The sequence below is a fragment of the Aeromonas sp. R2-3 genome (genome assembly GCF_040908375.1).
In the GTDB taxonomy this organism is placed as follows: domain Bacteria; phylum Pseudomonadota; class Gammaproteobacteria; order Enterobacterales; family Aeromonadaceae; genus Aeromonas; species Aeromonas veronii.
In genome coordinates this window covers 107,894-122,931 of the sequence record NZ_JBFODP010000027.1, presented here as the reverse complement: position 1 = coordinate 122,931, position 15,038 = coordinate 107,894, and the positions used below count along the sequence as shown (strand labels likewise).

Genomic DNA, 15,038 nt, shown 5'->3' with positions numbered 1-15,038 from the left:
ATCTGCTATGTGGTACTTCACCTGGATTTTGGGCCTCGGATTCGCCCTGCTGCTGGGCCTGTGCAACCTGCTCTGGCTGGAAGCGCGCTGGCAGGCGGACGAACGGGACGGTAACTGACGGCGGGGCTCGCGCCCCGCCACGGCCGGTGGTGGGCGTTCACACTTCGCCATCGGCCCCTCTCTCCCCCTCTTTAAACGACACACTTTCAACCGACAACCAACCGACAGGTAATTGTGATGAAACAGAGATTGAAAGCGGTGGCGCTGGCCATCGGGTGCGCGCTCACCGTCGCCCCGGCCTGTGCCGAACCGGTACAACTGACGCCACTGGATAAAACCTTCACCCTGCAGGTGCTCGGCAGTGGCGGCCCCATCTCCGACGACCTTCGCGCCTCCTCCAGCGAGGTGATCTGGTGGAAGGGGAAATCCCGCATCCTGATCGATGCCGGTGGCGGCGTCTACCTGCGCTTCGGCCAGGCGGGGGCCAAGCTCGAAGAGGTCGATTTTATCGGCATCACCCACTTTCACACCGACCATGTGACCGACCTGCCCGCCCTGCTCAAGGGGGCCTACTTCTTCGAGCGCAGCGATCCGCTGGATCTGGCGGGGCCAGAGGCCGGCTCGGCCTTCCCCAGCATGAGCGGCTACTTCGATGCCCTCTTCAACAAGGACAAGGGCGCTTATGCCTACCTGAGCGGTTTCAAGGATGGCACCGATGGCCTCTTCCCCATCACCTTGCACGATGTGTCCTACCAGAGCCCGCGGCCCCACACCGTCTATCAGCAGGATGGGCTGACCATCACCGCGCTCGGCATTCCTCACGGTGACGTGCCCTGTCTGGCCTATCGCATCGAGAGCGCCGAGGGGACCATCGTTATCTCGGCGGATCAGAACGGCAGCAACCCGGCCTTTGTGCCGTTTGCCAAGGGGGCCGACATTCTGGTGATGCCGCTCGCCATCCACGAAGGGGCCGACCCTGTCTCCGCCTCGCTCCATGCCAAGCCATCTGTGGTGGCAAAAATTGCCGCCGAGGTGAACCCCAAGCTGCTGGTGCTCAACCACTGGATGGGGGTTGGCCTCAATCACAAGAAAGAGGCGATGGCCATCGTCAAACAGCAGTTCCACGGCCAGATCGTGGCCGCCCGCGATCTCTCCAGCTACCCCGTTTCATCCGTCAAGGAGTCCGCTCATGAGTAACTCAAGCAGCAACAAAACCACCGGCAAACTGACCCTCTCCATCGCCATGACAAGCCTGATTGCCCTGACCCCGGGGCTGGCGCTGGCGGCCACCCCGAGTGATGCGCCGGTGAAAGCCGCCCCCAGCGAACAGCACGGCGGCAAGTGTGCGGCGGGGAAGTGCGGCACCGAGAAGCGCTTCGAGAAGCAAGCCCTCGACAGCGATCCACAGGGTCTACTGGTGCGCGCCCGTGACGGCAAGTGTGGCGTGGCGGGAGAGGGGATTGATGGCGACAGATCCGGTTCCAACAACGGCAGCAAGATGACGGAGGGGATATGCGGCCAATAAGCTCCCGCAGTCGGGGGATCGGGCTGCGGCAGGAGCATCTGGATGCGCTCTGCTCCGGCCCCGTCCGCCCCGGCATCGATTTTCTCGAGCTGGCGCCGGAGAACTGGATGGCCATCGGCGGCGCCAGGCGCGAGCAGTTGCATCAGCTGGCCGAGCGTTACCCGCTGGTGGCCCACGGCCTCAGCCTCTCCCTCGGCGATTGTCAGCCCCTCAATCGCACCCTGCTCAGCCAGATCCGCACCTTTCTGGATGAGTTCGGTATCGGGATCTACAGCGAGCACCTGAGCTTTTCCCGCGACCAACAGGGTTATCTCTACGAACTGCTGCCGGTGCCGCGTCAGTGGGAGAACATCCCCTATCTGGCCGAGCGGATCGCGCAGGTGCAGGAGGCGCTGGCCCGCCCGCTGGTGCTGGAAAATATCTCCTACTACCACGGCTATGACCACGAGATGCCGGAGGAGGATTTTCTCGCCGAGCTGGTGGCGCGCAGCGGCTGCGAGCTGCTGCTCGATATCAACAACGTCTTTGTGAACAGCCGCAACCACGGTTACTGCCCCAAACGGATGATCGCCGGGCTGCCGAGCAATGCGATCCGCTATTTCCATATCGCCGGTCATCTGGAAGAGGCGGATGGCACCTTGCTGGATACCCATGGCAAACCGGTGTGCGAGGAGGTGGTGGCGCTGGCCCGTTATACGGTGCAGACCCACGGTTTGCGTCCCCTGTTGCTGGAGCGGGATCACCATCTGCCACCGCTGGCAGAGCTGGAGGCCGAGCTGGCGCGGGTGCACGGCGCCTGTTGCGAGGCGATCGACAGTCAGGTGCGGGAGGTGCGCTATGGATAGACAGTTATCACTGATCACTGCGCCCAAAACGGCGCCGCAGCGGATGCAGCAGCAGACCGCCTGGCTGGCGAGCCGGGTACGGCTGCCGCAGGATGGCATCGCCAGCCACTATGCCCGCAGCGTGCGCGCCAATGTGGAGTCGGTGCTGGAGAGTGCCTTTCCGCTCACCCACGCTCACTGGGCGCCGGTGGACAGGTGGCAGCTGGTGGAGGGCTTTGTCATCGCGCACGGCGCCGAGGCTCCCGAGTTTCACCATATCGCCACCGAGTTTGTCCGCTATGTGCAGCATCGCCACAGTGAAGGCTCTCTCAACTGGCCCAGGCAGCGGCTGGCGCTGCTGGAGTTCGAGTGGGCCTGCCTCTGTGTCGAGATTGATGAAGGGGTGGTGCCGCAAGTGTTGCCGGGGGAGGAGGTAACGGCGGAGAGTTCGTTTACGCTCAATCCCACCCTGCAACTGCTTGAGCTCCCCTTTGCCATTCGTCGCAGCGGCGTGGTGCCGACCCGGCAGGGCAACCACTTCTATGGCCTGTTTCGCAGCCCGGAACATCAGGTGGTGACCCAGCGCTTGCGCGAATGGGATGTGGCGCTGATCCAGTTGCTGCAACAGCAACCGGGGATCACCCAAGCCGCGTTCCTGCAACAGGTACAACAGGTTCGCAGCGACTTTGATCTGAGCGAGTGGGCACGCCATTTTCACCGGCTGGGTCTGCTTACCCTGCCCGTCGGTGAGCGCCAGACTGGCACTCCCTTGCCCCCATTTAGCAAACACCAAGGAGAATTCCCATGAACAACACCCTGATCCAGTGGTACGAGCGGGCGGTGGCCCAGTGCAAGCGGCTCGATTTTCTGGCCCTGCTGGCCATTCGTCTCTATCTCATTCCGGTCATCTATGTGGGGGCCCACTCCAAGGTGATGGGCTTTGCCGGCACCGTCGCTTGGTTTGGTGCCCCGGTCTCGGAAGGGGGGCTCAACTTGCCGTTCCCGACCCTGCTCGCCTTTCTGGCGGCGGGCACCGAGGTACTGGGCTGCATCTGCATCGCCCTTGGCCTCTTTACCCGTATCATGGCCATTCCCACCATCTTCCTGATGAGCGTGGCGAGCGCCATGGTGCACTGGAAGCACGGCTGGGACGCCATCGCCACCGGCAGCATGGAGGCCACTGTGCGCCTCAACGGATTTATCGAGTGGCTGGCCGCCAACTTCCCCGGTCGCTACAACTACATCACCGAGCTCGGGGATCCCGTGATGCTCAACAACGGGATGGAGTTTGCCGCCACCTACTTCGTGATGCTGCTGGTGCTGCTGGTTTACGGCGGTGGCCGCTACGTCAGCCTCGACTACTGGCTCAAGCGGGCGGTGACCGGCAAAGCAGGCGTGCAACAGGCGGCATAAGGCTTGCCCACGGATAACAAAAACCATAACGACAGAGCGTGAAAAACAGCGAGCGGCCGGGGGCCGCTCGCTGTTTTTGTGCTGTGTGGGGGGAGTGTCAGCCGCGTCAGCCGCTACTGGTAGCGGCCGACTGCGATGGGGGGCTCCTGCTCAATCTGGCCAAGGCGCTCGGCCCACTGGGCGAGCCAGGTTTCCCGCTCTTCTTGCGAGACCCGCACCGGGGCATAACAGATATGGGGGCGCAGCACGTCGAAGCCGACAAATTGCAGGATCCCGCGCTGGATGGGGCGCAGCACCCCGTCGATATCGCCGTTGAAGCCGTCGGGCAGATAGGTCTCGGCGGGGCCGCCGGTGGTGAGGCTCAGCAGCGCCAGCTTGCCGCGAAACTTGCCGCTCTCGTAGATATGACCCTGACCGTAGATCCGCCCCATGGCAAAGACCCGATCCACCCACCCCTTGAGAATGGCGGGCAGGCCAAACCACCAGAGCGGGAACTGGAAGATCAGCAGATCGGCCGCCTCCAGCTTTTGCATTTCCTGCTCCAGCTGCGGGGCAAAGCTGCCCTGCTCGGTGGCAGCCAGCTCTTCAAGCTGCAGCTTGAGAAAATCGGGATCGCTGGCGGCAGTGAAGTTGCGCCGATCCGAGACGGGATCAAAGCCCATAGCATAGAGATCGCTGGTCATCACTGTGTGGCCCGCCTGCTCCAGCGCCCTGATGGCGTGGCAGAAGAGGGCACCGTTGAAGCTTTTGGGTTCGGGATGGGCATAGACGATAAGCACCTTCATAACAGACTCCGTGGCAAATGATGCGAGGGTGACAGGCTTGGTTGCTGAAAAAGTTGCTGAAACAGTTGCCGGGTTGGCGCTGTGTCACAGCATAGAAGCCTGCCGCGCCGATTGCAGCAGGCGCCACGCCCTTGCGTGACGCCTGCTGGCGCAGCTTATGCCTGACAGGCAGCGAGCCGGAGGGCTTCGCGGCGCTCACTGACATGGGTTAGCCCGTAGGCCAGCAGCACGATAAGGGCGCCGATCCAGGGGGTGTGCATCAGGCCGAGGTGCTCAACCACCAAGCCACCGACCACAGATCCCAGCGCGATGCCGACGTTGAAGGCGGCAATATTGAGGCCCGATGCCACATCCACTGCCTTGGGGGTGTGCAGTTCGGCCTGCTTCACCACCAGAACCTGCAGACCCGGCACGTTGCCGAAGGCAAAGGCGCCCCACACCAGCACGGTGAGCACGGCCAGCACCGGATGGGGGGCGGTGAAGGTGAGGGCCAGCAGCACCAGCGCCAGACCGGCAAACAGCAGCTTCAGCGCCGGCAATGGACCCATCTTGTCGGCCAGCTTGCCGCCCCAGATATTGCCGACGGCAACCGATACCCCGTAGACCAGCAGGATCAGGCTCACCGCACCGGCGCTAAAGCCACTCACCTGCTGCAGGATGGGGGCGAGGAAGGTAAACGCCGTGAAGGCGCCGCCATAACCGAGGGCGGTCTTGGCGTAGACCAGCAGCAGCGGCTTTTTGGTCAGTACCGAGAGTTGCTCGCGGATGGTCGAGGCTGCCCCCTTGGGCAGGTTGCTCGGGATCAGCAGCAGGCTACCCACTATGGCGACCAGACCCAGCAGGCTCACCACCAGAAAGGTTTCACGCCAGCCAAAGACCTGACCAATCCAGGTGCCGAGCGGTACGCCGGTTACCAGCGCCACGGTAAGGCCGCTGAACATGATGGCGATGGCGCTCGCCGCCTTCTCTTTGGCCACAAGACCCGTGGCGATGGTGCTACCCACCGAGAAGAAGACCCCGTGCGCCAATCCGGTCAGGATGCGGGCCACGATCAGGCTCTCGTAACCCGGGGCCTGCCAGGCCAGCAGGTTGCCGGCGGTAAAGAGTGCCATCAGCCCCACCAGCAACCACTTGCGCGGCACCTTGCCAGTCAGCGCCGTGAGCACAGGGGCACCGATGGCTACGCCAAGGGCATAGAGGCTGACCAACAGGCCCGCCGAGGGGAGCGAGACATTGAGCTGCTCGGCGATGGTGGGGATAAGCCCCACGATCACAAATTCGGTGGTGCCGATCGCAAAGGCACTCAGGGTAAGGGCAAATAACGCCAGTGGCATAACAACTCCTTGGTTAGGGACTCCCGACGGGAGAATGGCGCCAGTATGCCGATGGGTTTTGTTGGCAAAAATGACGGTGACATCAAATTACTTTTGCCAAATAAGCAGCAATAACGCTGAGTGGGAGGGGATTGTGGTGCCCGCGGCGTGAGCGCAACGCAGTGATCTGCCTCGCAGAACGGGATGAACGCTGTTCCTTTTCTGAGCTTGCTTAAGCTCCAGTACAAGCTGGCCGCCATAGGATTTTCCCTGTGAAACCCGAGTGTGTTGAACCCATGCGCGCCGGTGTTGTGATGGCCGTGCGCTTTCATCTACAGGCAATAGACAGGCAATATCCAGCTGACAGGTAACATGATGACATTGAATCGACTCTCCTCTCTTTTGTTGCTGTGCGGCGCCTTTGCGGTACAGGCTGGCCAGAGCGATCCCCTCTCTGCCTGGAATGACACGGCAGCCAAGCAGGCGATCACCCGATGGGTAACCAATGCCACCGATCAGCAGCAGCCCACTTATATTCCGCCAGAGAAGCGCCATGTGGTGTTTGATAATGACGGCACCCTCTGGCCTGAAGCGCCCATGACCTATCAGCTGCAGTTTGCGATGGACGAGATCAAGCGCCTGGCACCGAAACACCCGGAGTGGAAGGCCGACCCCATCGTCGCGGCAGTGCTGAACAACGACCTCAAGGCCTTGGCCAAATCGGGGGAGAAGGGGCTCGCCAAGCTGGTGGGACTGACCCACAGCGGCATGACCACCACCGAGTTTGCCGAGCGGGTCACTCGCTGGGTCAACAGCAGCAAGGATCCCCGTTTTGGCTGCCACTACGATCAGCTCGGTTATCTGCCGATGAAGCAGCTGCTGGGGTATCTGCGGGACAATGGCTTTCAGACCTGGATTGTCTCCGGCGGTGGCATCGATTTTATGCGGGTGATGTCCGAGCAGATGTATGGCATCCCGCCCCAGCAGGTGATTGGCTCCTTTACCCTCGGCGAGTTTGCCCTGACCGGGGAGGGCAGCGAGATCCGCAAGACCATGAGCGGCGCCTATTTCGATGACAGCAAGGCGAAACCGGCCGCCATTCACCTCTTTATGGGGCAGCGTCCGGTCGGCGCCTTTGGTAACAGCGATGGCGACGTGCCCATGCTGCAATACACCTCGACCAACCCGGATTTCCACACTTTTGGTTTGTTGGTGCACCACACCGATGCCAAGCGCGAATACGCCTACGACAGCCATCCGCCAGCCAGCGGCAAGCTGATCGACGGGCTGGCACAGGCAAAAGCGCGGGGCTGGGTGGTGGTCGATATGAAATCAGACTGGAAGCAAGTGTTCGATCCCGCCCTTTGCCAGAACGCGCCCTGATTGCGGGGCTGCATCTGGCATCAATATGGCGGCTGGACGTTCAGCAAGCGCTGCAAAGCGTGAGGCAAGAAAAGAGACAGGGAGAGCATGATGCTCTCCCTGTTTTATCTGGCTGGTCGGCAGAACCTGCCCTTTTTTCGCGTTAGTCCCATGCGGGGGCAAAATCGGGATTGGCGCAGCGCTCGCCCCGATCCAGCGTGGCGATGGCGGCCATCTCCTCGCTGCTCAAGGTGATATCGAGAGCGGCCAGATTGGCGGCCTGATTCTCCCGCTTGGTGGAGCTCGGAATCACTGTCATGTCCTGCGCCAGCAGCCAGGCCAGCGACACCTGTGCCGCTGATACTCCGTGGCGCTGGCCAATCTCCATCAGCAGCGGCTCGCTCAGCACCTTGCCATAGGCGAGCGGCATATAGGCGGTGACGGCGATACCCTGGGCTTTGCAGAACTCGACCACCTTGCGGTTTTGCAGCAGCGGATGAACCTCGATCTGCTGGTGAGCGATGGCCCCCGGCCCCAAAATTTCGATAGCCTGTTTGAGTTGGGCCACGGTGAAGTTGGAGACCCCGATCTCCCGGGTCAGGCCCCGGGCCTTGGCCTCTGCCAGCTGCTCCAGATAGACTGCCATCGGCACCTCATCCTTGGGGGAGGGCCAGTGGATCAGCGCCAGATCCAGATAGTCAGTGCCCAGTTTTTCCAGGCTCACCTCAAGGCTCGGGATCAGCTTGCCCGGGCCAAACTCGCTGGTCCACACCTTGGTGGTCAGGTAGATCTCGTGACGGGCAACAGTGCTGCGGGTCAGCACGGCGCCGACCTCGGCTTCATTGTCATAGATCTGGGCGGTATCGATATGGCGATAGCCCAGCTCCAGACCGTTGGTCAGGGTGGCAAGCAGCGGCTCGCCCTTCAGGCGGAAAGTGCCCAGACCCATGGGTGGCATATTGATCATCTTGTTCCTCAATGGGGTGGTGGTTGGCCCTTGATGGGCTAAGTGGAAAGTGGCACAGGGGCCAGTCAGGCGCCCAGCGGCTGATAGCGGCGAATGGTGCTGCTGGCAAACCAGGGCTCGGCCTTGGCGACAAATTCCGTAAAGTGGGGCTGACCCTGATGGGCGGTGAGGGCCGCTTCGCTCTCCCACACCTCGTAGAGCATCCAGCTGTTTGGATTGTCCAAGTCTTGGTGCAGCTGATAGCGCAGGCAACCCGCCTCTTGCAGCGTGGCCGCAATCAGCGGCTCAAGGGCGGCGCGAAACTGGGGGGCGAATTCGGGTTTGGCTTCAAGCTGGGCAATCACAATCACGGGTGATGACATCTGAACCTCCTTGGCAAAAACGAAGGGGCAGTATGCCTGCCGTGACTGGCTGGAAACAGGGTTAATGGCGCAGCAGTGAATTGAGACATAAGCAATAATCAGTAATTGACATTTTAATAACTAGGTTTTGTTTTGGGGGAATGGAATTGCTATTATTCCATGAGAGCATTACTTATAAACGCCTCAAAATCCTTAAGTTCATATATCAAACAGTGATCTATTTTATTGAAACAGTAACTGAGTGTGCGCACATATTCATTGTGATGTTTGTTATGTACTCCATTTCTCAATATGGACAACATAAGAACTTTATTTAAATTATTTAGCAATGGTTCATGTTTTGTATCTGCAAGGTATCGACAAACAATCTCAAGAATATATATTTTAAACTTTTCTGTGATATTGGATGAGTTTATAACCATGTACACGATACTACCAAGAGCTAGTGCCGTGCTCTTCATAATGGAGCCATTATCATGAGATAAACTCTGGTTCTTTATATATAGCTGTGATTTATCTGCGAGATATTCTGACTCCTCTAACCATCGAAGCATAATGGTAATTATATTATAAATCGTATAATGGTATGGTGTTGGCCATTCGGCCTCAAGGTCTACATTTGCCGATGGATTTAGTTTGCTTAAAATTAGTTTTGTGAATGATACAAAATAAAATAACCACATATGCCAGCGGACATTATTATGTATAGATTCCATTATCATAATGTCAAAAAAATGCATAGAGCTATAGATAGGGCATTTGAATCTTTGGTGATCTACATATGTACCTAAAGAGCGATTAAATCTAGAGGATATTTCTGTGTCATTCTCAATATAGAAACATACTTTATCTCCAATTGGTTTGTAAATGGAAAATTTCTTGGCAATATTTATATCCCCAAGGAAAAAATAAAGAAACTTATTGTTGTCAGAAATATAATATCTATGGCCATGAGTTAAATTTTGAGTGTTTTCTAATTCATAGTAGTAAATACTATTAGGGTTTTCTATTAGGCATGATATAAATCCACTGATAAAATCTCTTGTAAATGAATTTTCATATTTTATTATATCTATTCCTAAGTATGGTTGTGCAATTGAAATGTAATTTACGAAGCCATAATTGCTTACCAACCTGCGAAGTATATTGGCGGCCACCTCTGGTTTTTTATCATCGTGGACTAATTTTTCATAAATATTAACCATTAGTTTGTTTGATAATGATGGCTCATCACAGGTTTTTCCCTCTAAAAGTAAAGTATGAAAATTAGAACGTGGTTTTATTTTTCCTGCAATGGAGTTTCTTAAGCTTCTGCTGCCACTAATCTCGATAATACTTCGTATATGTTTTTTAACTAACAGAGTTAATTCACTATATTTATTTTCTAGTAAAAGCGTTTCAAATAGTTCATATGCGGTATCTATATTTGAACGCGTAACCTTTGCTGACTTTATTCTAATGAAAATATAGACGCTAAGGGATAAGAACATAAGGTATATGGTGTTTGATTCATTGAAACCATATTTCCAAGGGCCTAGGTAAATATAAAGCCCCAAGGATTCAAGTACAGGGAGGTATATGATGTAATGAACTGCCAATAAAGTTAGCGTAATAATAACTCTATCAAAAATTGAAAATCTAAGAACTAAATCCAATCTTTTCTCTACAGGAAATGTTGCATACACAGCAACAGCAAGACCTATAATAGTGATTATCCCATAAGGGTCCAATTTATAACCTCTCAATATAGAAATAGTGTTAAATAAAGTTAAAAAATATTCTTGCCATATCAATACGAACACTATGATAAATCATTTTCTCTCCCATTTGGCTATTGCAAGATCACAAAACAGGTGTTCTGTCAGGAATATTTTGGTTGCATAAAGAGATACTGGTTTACTCCGAGTGTGGCTAGAGGGGCGGATATTTTGATATTCCCCCTCCTGCCGTCAGATGCTGGCCGGCTCCGACCAGACCGCAAATTCATTGCCGCTGGGCTCGACAAAGTGAAAGCGGCGGCCACCGGGGAAGTCAAACAGGGGGCGGTTGATGGTGCCACCGTTCTGGCTCACCTTGGCTTGGGTCGCTTCAATATCAGCGCTGTAGAATACCAGCAGGGCGCCGCCCAGAGCTATCTGATTGCACTGCTCTGCCCGATAGAATCCGCCATCCAGCCCCTCATCGGCAAAGGCGCTGTAGTCGGGGCCGTAATCGACAAACTGCCAGCCAAATACAGCCTGAAAGAATGCCTTGGTTGCGGCGAGATCCCTGGCTGCAAACTCCACATAGTTCAATTTCTCATGGGCTTTCATTCAGTTCATCTCCCTCATCATCAGCATCTCTGGGCTCAGCAAGTTGTTCCCACGGTGTCAGTTTAAGTTGCTTGTGCCGTAACCTGAGGACACTGGCCATAATGAGGCCGATTAATCCCGCAAAAAAAGCGGTTTGACGTAGAGCAAATAGCAGATCCATTCCCATGGGTTGCCAGCTGAAAAACCACAACAGTATGCTCCAGATCAGTCCAAGGCCGATGCCAAATACCAGAAAGTTGGTAAGCCAGCTCTCGTAATGTGGCGGTTTGACAGACCAACCCAGTTGGCGCAACAACCAGAACAAGGGGGGATTGTAGTTGGACTGCCATACCCCTTTGTTAGCCAGCTCCTGATGGGCGGCGGCCAGCCGTTCTTCAAATGTCATGGTATTCATCCTTGTGAAATAAGTGGTGTCATACGGTGCTTTTCAGGCTGCATTGTACTGACAAATCGCGAGCATGATGTGGGCTCGCGGTCACGTTCTTTCTCTGTAGAAAAAAAGAACTGGCCTCACCGCACGCTTGCCAATCCACAGCAGCTGCGCCTATAAAGGCCCATTACTCTTGTCCGGATAACAGCAATGAAGACCCATTCTGATGAACTGACCCTGTTTGTGGCGGTGGTGGAGGCGGGCAGTTTTCGCCAGGCGGCGGAGAACCTCGGTATGGATAACTCGGTGGTGAGTCGCGGTATCAAGCGGCTGGAGGAGAAGCTCTCAACCGTTTTGCTCAATCGCACCACCCGCCGGGTCAGCCTGACCGTGGAGGGGAGCTGGTTCTATCAGCGGGCGGTGAAGATCCTGACCGAGATGAGCGAGGCGGAGGGGCATCTGCTGATGCGCCGGGAACAACCCGAAGGGGTGTTGAGAGTCGATGCGGCCACCCCCTTTATCCTGCACCGGCTGGTGCCGATCATCGGCGAGTTTCGCCGCCGCTACCCTGCCATTGAGTTGCAACTGCACAGCTCGGAGGGCTTTATCAATCTGATGGAGCGGCGGGTGGACATGGCCATCCGCATCGGTGAGCTGACCGACTCCTCCCTGCGCGCGCTGCCGCTGGGTCGTTCGCGGTTGCGGCTGCTGGCCTCTCCTGCTTACTTGAGCGAGCGCGGCACCCCGCGCCAACCGACGGATCTGCTGAGCGGTCATGAGCTGCTCGGCTTTTTGCATCCCGATCACCTCAACCACTGGCCGCTGCTCAGTGCCGAGCAGGGGGATCGCTTTGCCATCACCCCCAGTCTGCGTGCCAGCAGCGGCGAAACCTTGCGTCAGCTGGCGCTGGCGGGGCAGGGGATCGTCTGTCTGTCAGATTTCATGACCGGGCCGGATCGGGAGAGCGGCGCGCTGGTGGAGGTGCTGGCGCGCAGCAACAGTGGCGCCTCGCGCCCCATCAATGCAGTCTTCTACTCCGATGCCCAGCGGGATATCCGACTGCGGGTCTGGCTCGATTTTCTCAAAGAGCAGCTGGGCAGCCATACCCTGTAGCACAGGTTGGTTTGTGCGGTTTGTTTGAACGGTGAGTCGCTGCGGTTTGCTTAACGAAAACAAGCCGCGGCTTCGTTGCGGCCAATCAGCATGAGCCAGCCGGCAGATAAACAGACGGCCGACTTGAGGGTCGGCCGCCGGTTCGGGAAGGTGTGTGAGCTGAAGCGCAGTTACCGTGGCAGTTTGCCCCATACTCGGTTGAGCAGGGCGCCGCCGATCACCGGCGGAATGGCCAGCAGCAGGGTCCACTGCCAGGAGAGGCCGCCGACGGTGGCGGCCAGTACGATGCAGGTGAGCACCACCAGCTGGGCCACCATCATCAGGAAGGTGCCTTCGCGGGGGGTCAGTGTCTCTTTTTGAGTGGCGACGTGAGCTACGGGCGCTTGATTGGTGGTCGGTTTCATGGCGATATCCCTCTGTTGAGTCTGATATCACTAAGCAATGGCCGTTCCACATTTTTTTATGTTATTTATCAGTGATTTGTACTGTTTTTCGTCATTCCCATTTCGAGAGCGCAGGCAAAATGATTTGCAAAATGAAAACGCCACCCTGTGGTGGCGTCTTGGTTATTGAGAGGGAGAGAGGGAAGCTGCGGGTCTAGCCAATCCGGTATTGGCGGATCTGCTCGTCGATGGCTTTGGCCAGTTCGAACAGTTCGCGGCTGGCAGCATTGCTCTCCTGCGCGTGTTCCCGCTGGTGTTCGGCCACCATGGCCAGCTCGTCGAGCGCGGTTCTGGCTTGCCCCATCTGTTGATTCTGCGCCTGCGCCAGCGCGCTGATCTCGTTGATCTCGAGGGCGGTCTGGTTGATCTGGCTGGTGGCATCAACCAGCACCTCTCTGGCCTGATTCATCCGGTTGTATCCCTCTTCGCTCAGGTTGCGGGAGTCTGCCATCGAGCTGCTGGCCTGCCGCGTTCCCTCCTGCAGGCGCAAGATAAGATCCTGCACATCCTTGGTGGCGGTCTGGGTACGCACCGCCAGTTGGCGTACCTCGTCGGCCACCACCGCAAAGCCCCGTCCCATATCCCCTGCCCGGGCCGCTTCGATGGCCGCATTGAGGGCCAGCAGGTTGGTCTGGTTCGAGACATCGCGGATGAGGTTCATGATCTGGGTGATGTTGTTACTGTCTTTCACTACTTCATCGAGCAGGGCAGAGGAGCTGCCGATGCTGCTGCGCAAGGTGTCGAGTTGCGCGGCGCTCTGGGTCACATCCTGCTCGATGCTGAGCATATGGTTGGCGATGCGTTGGGTCACGTCGTTGACCCCTTCAGAGCGGCTGGCGATCTGCTCGGCATTGTCGCCGATGGTGGTGACCACAGTGGTCAGCTCCTGAATGCTCTGGGCCTGCTGGCATGCTTCTCCTGCCAGTGCCTGGGCCTGCTGCATGGATTGGGACGACTGGGCGGAGAGGGCGCTGCCTGACTGCTGGAAGCGGGAGAAGCTCTGGTTCAGGCTCTGGATCAGCCGATTGAAGCTTTGGGCCATCAGCCCCAGCTCCGACTCGTCAGAGAAGTCGAGACGGGTTGCCAGATCCCGATCGGCAGTGATGTGGTGCATGCCATCGGCAGCCTGACGAATGGGGCGACTGATGGAGTGAGCCAGCCAGGCGGAGGCCAGCATGGCGATCCCGCCGATGGCGAGCGACACCATGATAATGAGCTGGCGGGATTCCTGCAGTCCCTCTTCCAGCTCGGCGCTGTTGATCTCGCCAATCAGCAGTCGGTTGAGGGTGGGGATGTAACGTACCGCGATGAGGTAGGTTTGCCCCTCCAGTGTTAGCGCCTCTACGGCCACCTGTTCCCGGGCATTGGGAATAAGCCGCTTGACGGTATCGAGGAAGGATTGCTGGTGGTGGGCTGCCCCCTCCACCTCCTGCTCGGGGTGGATCTCGATATTGCCCTCCATGTCGGCCAGATAGACCTGACCGCTCTTGCCGATCCGGTAGCCGCTGATGAGTTTGCTCAGGGCGCTCATGTCGATGGAGGTGCCTGCCACTGCCAGGGTCTTGCCCTCGTGGGTGACGGCGGTGTTGATATAGAGGGAGGCGCGCTTGTCAAAATCCGAGATGTCGAGGTTCAGCTCATAGGGTTTGCTGCGTTTGAGAAAGCCGAAAAACCACCCATCTTTCGGGTCTGATTCGCTCAGCGATTTCTGGGCGGTGGGGCCGCCGCTGAAGTTGATCAGGGTGTTGCTCTGGCGGGGGGCGATAAAGACGTTGCCGCCGATCCGCCGTTGCAGATCCTGAAAGTAACGCTCCATGGCGGACCACTCTTGCTCTGGCATGCCAGCGGTCAGCCAGTCGATGACAAAACGGTTGCTGGCCAGCGCCTGTGCTTCGGTCAGGTGCTGGATAAGCTGGGCGGTCAGCTGGTTGGCAATGCGATCCACGCTGCTTGGCAGCTCGTAGCGTTCGACCCGCTGCTGGGCCTGACTGTGGGATATCTGCTCGAGGATCAAGGTGATGCAGCTGATGGCGATGGCCATCAGTATCGCTACGCCAGCGAGGATCCGGGTGCGGATCCCGAGCCCTGACCAGAGTGAGTGCAGTGTAAAACGGTGTATCGCCCTCTCCATATCGCTCTCCTCATAAATAAGGTCGCATATGCGACCCAGATGATGATTATAGATAGAGAACTCAATTGCGTTGTGGTGGATGATGACAACAGAGGGCGGCAGAAAAACAGGAGGGAGC

The 15,038-nt window shown here is 57.3% G+C and carries 17 protein-coding genes; 8 read left to right on the top strand and 9 right to left on the bottom strand.

Going from position 1 to position 15,038, the window contains the following annotated elements:
* Positions 1–7: 7 nt before the first annotated feature.
* From cydX to AB5Z02_RS13120, 6 genes are all read left to right on the top strand, one after another.
* Positions 8–118, top strand: coding sequence for a cytochrome bd-I oxidase subunit CydX (gene cydX, locus AB5Z02_RS13145; protein WP_005337572.1), 111 nt, complete (start codon positions 8–10; stop codon positions 116–118).
* Positions 119–237: 119 nt separating this feature from the next.
* A complete protein-coding gene (locus tag AB5Z02_RS13140; protein ID WP_058058746.1) occupies positions 238–1,197 on the top strand; it encodes an MBL fold metallo-hydrolase in 960 nt (319 codons plus the stop codon).
* Positions 1,190–1,525 (top strand): hypothetical protein, encoded by a 336-nt coding sequence (locus AB5Z02_RS13135; protein ID WP_335873932.1) that lies wholly within the window; start codon positions 1,190–1,192, stop codon positions 1,523–1,525. Before AB5Z02_RS13140 ends, AB5Z02_RS13135 begins: the two co-directional genes overlap by 8 nt.
* Positions 1,513–2,370: a DUF692 domain-containing protein gene (locus tag AB5Z02_RS13130; RefSeq protein WP_058055937.1), complete on the top strand. Its 858-nt coding sequence runs from the start codon at positions 1,513–1,515 to the stop codon at positions 2,368–2,370. Before AB5Z02_RS13135 ends, AB5Z02_RS13130 begins: the two co-directional genes overlap by 13 nt.
* Positions 2,363–3,157 carry a putative DNA-binding domain-containing protein gene (locus AB5Z02_RS13125; RefSeq protein WP_368216129.1) on the top strand — a complete coding sequence of 265 codons (795 nt, stop codon included), beginning with the start codon at positions 2,363–2,365 and terminating at the stop codon, positions 3,155–3,157. Before AB5Z02_RS13130 ends, AB5Z02_RS13125 begins: the two co-directional genes overlap by 8 nt.
* Complete coding sequence (locus AB5Z02_RS13120; protein WP_005337566.1) at positions 3,154–3,762, top strand: DoxX family protein; 609 nt, start codon at positions 3,154–3,156, stop codon at positions 3,760–3,762. The genes AB5Z02_RS13125 and AB5Z02_RS13120 overlap by 4 nt, the downstream gene beginning before the upstream one ends.
* 113 nt (positions 3,763–3,875) lie before the next feature.
* Here AB5Z02_RS13120 and AB5Z02_RS13115 read toward each other — a convergent pair whose 3' ends face one another.
* On the bottom strand, positions 3,876–4,547 hold the full coding sequence (locus tag AB5Z02_RS13115; protein WP_335873930.1) for an NAD(P)H-dependent oxidoreductase: 672 nt from the start codon (positions 4,545–4,547) through the stop codon (positions 3,876–3,878).
* 155 nt (positions 4,548–4,702) lie between these two features.
* The gene (locus tag AB5Z02_RS13110; RefSeq protein ID WP_335873929.1) at positions 4,703–5,881 is read right to left on the bottom strand and encodes an MFS transporter; all 1,179 of its coding nucleotides are present in this window, start codon (positions 5,879–5,881) and stop codon (positions 4,703–4,705) included.
* A gap of 351 nt (positions 5,882–6,232) precedes the next feature.
* Between AB5Z02_RS13110 and AB5Z02_RS13105 the strand changes: the two genes are divergently transcribed.
* Positions 6,233–7,243, top strand: coding sequence for an HAD family hydrolase (locus tag AB5Z02_RS13105; RefSeq protein ID WP_368216128.1), 1,011 nt, complete (start codon positions 6,233–6,235; stop codon positions 7,241–7,243).
* 142 nt (positions 7,244–7,385) lie between these two features.
* Here AB5Z02_RS13105 and dkgB read toward each other — a convergent pair whose 3' ends face one another.
* The 5 genes from dkgB to AB5Z02_RS13080 form a co-directional block, all read right to left on the bottom strand.
* A complete protein-coding gene (gene dkgB, locus AB5Z02_RS13100) occupies positions 7,386–8,189 on the bottom strand; it encodes a 2,5-didehydrogluconate reductase DkgB (protein WP_127005839.1) in 804 nt (267 codons plus the stop codon).
* Between the two features lie 65 nt (positions 8,190–8,254).
* Positions 8,255–8,551 carry a putative quinol monooxygenase gene (locus AB5Z02_RS13095; RefSeq protein ID WP_335873927.1) on the bottom strand — a complete coding sequence of 99 codons (297 nt, stop codon included), beginning with the start codon at positions 8,549–8,551 and terminating at the stop codon, positions 8,255–8,257.
* A gap of 152 nt (positions 8,552–8,703) precedes the next feature.
* On the bottom strand, positions 8,704–10,353 hold the full coding sequence (locus AB5Z02_RS13090) for a hypothetical protein (RefSeq protein ID WP_335873926.1): 1,650 nt from the start codon (positions 10,351–10,353) through the stop codon (positions 8,704–8,706).
* A 147-nt stretch (positions 10,354–10,500) separates the two neighbouring features.
* Positions 10,501–10,863, bottom strand: a complete 363-nt coding sequence (locus AB5Z02_RS13085; RefSeq protein ID WP_139428446.1) for a VOC family protein — start codon at positions 10,861–10,863, stop codon at positions 10,501–10,503.
* A complete protein-coding gene (locus tag AB5Z02_RS13080) occupies positions 10,850–11,248 on the bottom strand; it encodes a DUF6404 family protein (protein ID WP_335873925.1) in 399 nt (132 codons plus the stop codon). Before AB5Z02_RS13080 ends, AB5Z02_RS13085 begins: the two co-directional genes overlap by 14 nt.
* A 195-nt stretch (positions 11,249–11,443) precedes the next feature.
* Between AB5Z02_RS13080 and AB5Z02_RS13075 the strand changes: the two genes are divergently transcribed.
* Positions 11,444–12,346, top strand: coding sequence for a LysR substrate-binding domain-containing protein (locus AB5Z02_RS13075; RefSeq protein WP_335873924.1), 903 nt, complete (start codon positions 11,444–11,446; stop codon positions 12,344–12,346).
* Positions 12,347–12,516: 170 nt separating this feature from the next.
* On the opposite strand, the gene AB5Z02_RS13070 is transcribed toward AB5Z02_RS13075, so the two are convergent.
* A complete protein-coding gene (locus AB5Z02_RS13070; protein WP_204383566.1) occupies positions 12,517–12,750 on the bottom strand; it encodes a hypothetical protein in 234 nt (77 codons plus the stop codon).
* A 193-nt stretch (positions 12,751–12,943) separates the two neighbouring features.
* Positions 12,944–14,920, bottom strand: a complete 1,977-nt coding sequence (locus AB5Z02_RS13065) for a methyl-accepting chemotaxis protein (RefSeq protein WP_335873923.1) — start codon at positions 14,918–14,920, stop codon at positions 12,944–12,946.
* Positions 14,921–15,038 lie beyond the last annotated feature (118 nt).

Excerpts from the sequence above, each read along its gene's own strand:
- cydX (WP_005337572.1), top strand. The coding sequence starts at position 8 with ATGTGGTACTTCACCTGGATTTTGGGCCTCGGATTCGCCCTGCTGCTG.
- AB5Z02_RS13140 (WP_058058746.1), top strand. The coding sequence starts at position 238 with ATGAAACAGAGATTGAAAGCGGTGGCGCTGGCCATCGGGTGCGCGCTC.
- AB5Z02_RS13135 (WP_335873932.1), top strand. The coding sequence starts at position 1,190 with ATGAGTAACTCAAGCAGCAACAAAACCACCGGCAAACTGACCCTCTCC.
- AB5Z02_RS13130 (WP_058055937.1), top strand. The coding sequence starts at position 1,513 with ATGCGGCCAATAAGCTCCCGCAGTCGGGGGATCGGGCTGCGGCAGGAG.
- AB5Z02_RS13125 (WP_368216129.1), top strand. The coding sequence starts at position 2,363 with ATGGATAGACAGTTATCACTGATCACTGCGCCCAAAACGGCGCCGCAG.
- AB5Z02_RS13120 (WP_005337566.1), top strand. The coding sequence starts at position 3,154 with ATGAACAACACCCTGATCCAGTGGTACGAGCGGGCGGTGGCCCAGTGC.
- AB5Z02_RS13115 (WP_335873930.1), bottom strand. The coding sequence starts at position 4,547 with ATGAAGGTGCTTATCGTCTATGCCCATCCCGAACCCAAAAGCTTCAAC.
- AB5Z02_RS13110 (WP_335873929.1), bottom strand. The coding sequence starts at position 5,881 with ATGCCACTGGCGTTATTTGCCCTTACCCTGAGTGCCTTTGCGATCGGC.
- AB5Z02_RS13105 (WP_368216128.1), top strand. The coding sequence starts at position 6,233 with ATGATGACATTGAATCGACTCTCCTCTCTTTTGTTGCTGTGCGGCGCC.
- dkgB (WP_127005839.1), bottom strand. The coding sequence starts at position 8,189 with ATGATCAATATGCCACCCATGGGTCTGGGCACTTTCCGCCTGAAGGGC.
- AB5Z02_RS13095 (WP_335873927.1), bottom strand. The coding sequence starts at position 8,551 with ATGTCATCACCCGTGATTGTGATTGCCCAGCTTGAAGCCAAACCCGAA.
- AB5Z02_RS13085 (WP_139428446.1), bottom strand. The coding sequence starts at position 10,863 with ATGAAAGCCCATGAGAAATTGAACTATGTGGAGTTTGCAGCCAGGGAT.
- AB5Z02_RS13080 (WP_335873925.1), bottom strand. The coding sequence starts at position 11,248 with ATGACATTTGAAGAACGGCTGGCCGCCGCCCATCAGGAGCTGGCTAAC.
- AB5Z02_RS13075 (WP_335873924.1), top strand. The coding sequence starts at position 11,444 with ATGAAGACCCATTCTGATGAACTGACCCTGTTTGTGGCGGTGGTGGAG.
- AB5Z02_RS13070 (WP_204383566.1), bottom strand. The coding sequence starts at position 12,750 with ATGAAACCGACCACCAATCAAGCGCCCGTAGCTCACGTCGCCACTCAA.
- AB5Z02_RS13065 (WP_335873923.1), bottom strand. The coding sequence starts at position 14,920 with ATGGAGAGGGCGATACACCGTTTTACACTGCACTCACTCTGGTCAGGG.